Below are 2,775 nucleotides of genomic sequence, written 5' to 3' on the forward strand. Positions count from 1 at the left end.
GAAAGTACGCACAAGTGTGATTATGTTAAAGAAGTGTGCTTAAATCCTGAGCGCATCAAAATAATCAGAAAGGGCCAAAAGTTGGCGACGACGGAAGTCGTTTTTCTACAGGCTCGTTAGGGCTTAAAAGTGAGTAAATCAATTCCAAAATCATGGCACTCATATAGAAGGCGTAATTGGGCGGCAACGGCAACGTTAATAATTGGGCTTCCAATCACGTTTTTAATTGCTATTGCAGTTAATGCTTTATTCGGAACTCAGTCTGGGTTGCTACTATTGGGATCTTTGTTGCTTTGGGCTGTAGTGTGGGCTTGGTCAGCTATTCGGATAGCTCGTTGGCCGTGTCCAAAGTGCGGCGTTGCATGGCTTTCAAATCAGGAGGTTCGCCTTGGTGCTCCTAGAGTATGTAGTAACTGTGGTCTCGGTCTCTATGAAGAGCCCTAACAATCACAGGCAGCTTGCGCCGGCCCCTGGCGGGGCCTCTGCGGGACGGCCTACGCTACGCTTCGGCCGCCCCTGCTGTGGGCGTTATACGCAATCATGAATAAGCCACTTTTCATCATACTATTGCTTTTGGTATCGGGTTGCTCATATAAACCATACCACCATGAGAGATATATAATTGATAAAAGCATGGAGGGTAAGAACCGGATCAAAAGCGAAACCTCGTTGTTTTCAATTTATGTTTCACCTACTAGCTACGGCAAGGATTTGTCAAAAGCACCATACACTTTGTATCTCCGTTACTCTGATAGATCCATGCAGTTAAAAGAACTCAGAATTTGTGAGCTTTCTGTTACCACAGACCATGGGAGAACTTTACACGTTTCAAATGGATGCGAAGAAATTACCTTCGTTACTCCAGGTTTTATTGAGGGCACGGAGCCATACTTCAATAGCGCTACTCATTCAGTCAGCGAGCTAGAGCCAGACTTTAGTGTCAGTGAAAAGCTAATTATTAAATTCAGCTATAAAACGCAAGCTCAGGGTGCAGGCACATCAATTGAGTTACTATTTAATCCGGTGCTAGAAAAGGGTAAAACCCAACCATGTTGTTTACCAAGCGTATAACAAGGTGCGGCAGACCGACGTCTTACTCTGTGCACTTTTTGCGCAGTCGCTACGCTCCTATTTTCGCGCAAAAACTACACAATGCAAGCCGCCGCTGCGCACGGCGTTAGTGTTTTTTAGCCTTTGCACTTTTTTGTTTGGTGGAGCTGCCGAGTTCAGAGTATTGGAAGGTGGTAGCCGGAAATTTGGTGGTAAAAGTAAACCGCGTGAAATCGTGGTTCCACTATTCGGCTTTAGCGGTCAGGCTTCATGGGTTTTATCGGCACTTCTATTTGTGCAGTGCCGCTTGAAGATAATCGTCGGCTTCGCCCACGGGTGGGAACCTGAAGGTCTCTGCCAGGAGTGGCGGCACCGCACAGAGGTTTTTCCAAGTACAGAAAGGCTTATTCGCCTTCGTTCTTTGCGGTGGTAACATCAAGCCAAGAGGTGCTAAAGCAAGTTGGCAGCAACCCGAAACACTAACAATCAGCGGCAGAGCGACAGCCAACGCTACGCACCTTTTGTGTTACTCGCTGGCGCTCAAAAATTAACACAAAAGGCGCTCCGCGCTGGCTGCGCCTGCGCTGGGCGTTACGTTTCAAGGAGGCTAACATCAAATATTTTTTGCTTATAGCTTGCCTGCTTCATGCTGGATGTTCAGTCGTAAGTATCAAAGATTATCGAAATGCTGAAACACACGAAATTCGGCAGGCAATTATTTATGGTGGCGAAATTAATGATGTAGCTGGTTTTGAGGTGGTCCCAAATTTTCGAACATTTACATCATCATTCCCTGTTCGATACTCTTCGTTAGTCGTGCTCTCTGAAAAACCGGAAAAAATCTTTATTAAGAGCGCCTCTTTGACAGATCCAGTATCAGGAAAAGTTGAAACTCTGCAGTTGAATAAGAACTATTATACAAATCGCGAACTACGGGACAGCGGTTTTCTTATCGAGAGTATCCGCCTTTTCGGTACTGGAAAGAGTGATTATTCATCATTCAAAGATGCTAAAACGTTGAATCTGTCAGTTGAATTGGCAATTGGTGATAGCCCGCTATCTACACTTCGGTTCCGGTTAAGGCTTGTGGAGTACAAAGATATTGCGTGGCCGACCTAAAAAAACGTAACAAGGCGCTGCAGGCCGACGGCCAACTTTGTGCACTTTATGCGCAGTCGCTGCGCTCCGATTATTGCGCATAAAGCGCCCAAAATTGTCCGCGGCTGAGCGCGGCGTTATGCAAGGAGCTTTACCATTACCGATGAATATGAATAAAAAATGGAAATTGGCAACAATTGCGGTAGTTACCTTTCTACTGCTGTCACTAAATCCTGAAATTCGCCTTATCGGTCTAGTTATTGAGTCTGTGGGCCTTGAAACAATTTTTATCGCTATCGAAGCACAGGTAATTTTGGCACTGGGTATCTTCTATCGTCGGTGGTTAGCTCCACTTGCCAATTTACTAAATAAACTATTAGAGCGGCTAGATCCTTTGTATTTTCGGCCAAAAATGTCTCTGATCCGGGCATATCCAAAAATGGTACTTCATTCAATTCCATTTTTGGTCACGGCAGTGCATATTGTTGCTGCTGGAACAGTGCTGTCCCATGCATAACAAGCAGCGGCAGAGCGACAGCCAACGCTACGCACCTTTTGTGTTACTCGCTGGCGCTCAAACATTAACACAAAATGCGCTCCGCGCTGGCTGCGCCTGCGCTGGGCGTT

The 2,775-nt window shown here is 45.9% G+C and carries 3 protein-coding genes; all 3 read left to right on the forward strand.

Annotated features, from left to right (window positions below; all coding sequences use genetic code 11):
* Nucleotides 1–540: 540 nt before the first annotated feature.
* Nucleotides 541–1,071: a hypothetical protein gene (locus LC093_RS20095; protein ID WP_226669248.1), complete on the forward strand. Its 531-nt coding sequence runs from the start codon at nucleotides 541–543 to the stop codon at nucleotides 1,069–1,071.
* A gap of 603 nt (nucleotides 1,072–1,674) precedes the next feature.
* Nucleotides 1,675–2,169, forward strand: a complete 495-nt coding sequence (locus LC093_RS20100) for a hypothetical protein (protein ID WP_226669250.1) — start codon at nucleotides 1,675–1,677, stop codon at nucleotides 2,167–2,169.
* 118 nt (nucleotides 2,170–2,287) lie between these two features.
* Entirely contained in the window at nucleotides 2,288–2,665 is a 378-nt protein-coding gene (locus LC093_RS20105) for a hypothetical protein (RefSeq protein WP_226669254.1), read from the forward strand.
* Nucleotides 2,666–2,775: the final 110 nt, after the last annotated feature.

The organism is Microbulbifer aggregans (assembly GCF_020524005.1).
GTDB classification, from domain to species: Bacteria; Pseudomonadota; Gammaproteobacteria; order Pseudomonadales; family Cellvibrionaceae; genus Microbulbifer; species Microbulbifer aggregans_A.